The 349-nt window shown below is 47.6% G+C and carries 1 pseudogene; it reads left to right on the top strand.

From position 1 onward, the window contains the following. Positions 1-349 (top strand): annotated as a pseudogene (locus tag ACNKXV_RS13610) (alpha amylase); the annotation flags it as partial.

The following is a 349-nucleotide window of genomic DNA, read 5'->3' as shown; positions in this document are numbered from 1 at the left end:
ACGGTACCTCTTGGATTACTTACACTCGGTGCCACGATGATATTGGACTGGGATATGATGACTACATGATTGCTCAGGCTGGAAAGGAACCCTATTACCATCGCAAGTTTCTCAAGGAATATTACTCTTTCTCTGGTGATCAGTGGATGAGTCCGGCGCGAGGAGCCCTTTTTTCCTCCAATCCCAAGACAGGAGACGCTCGGATTTCAGGAACTTTAGCTTCCCTCTGTGGCTTGGAAAAAGCACTCATAGAAGGCAATGGGCCTGCAATAGACCAAAGCATCCAAAAAATCCTCATGATGCAGGCGCATTCGATCTTGTTAGGTGGATTGCCGATGCTGTTTTACGG

The organism is Christiangramia aquimixticola (genome assembly GCF_048285835.1).
Classification (GTDB): domain Bacteria; phylum Bacteroidota; class Bacteroidia; order Flavobacteriales; family Flavobacteriaceae; genus Christiangramia; species Christiangramia aquimixticola.
Note: the sequence above shows the minus strand (reverse complement) of the source record. Positions and strands in the feature narration are given on the sequence as shown.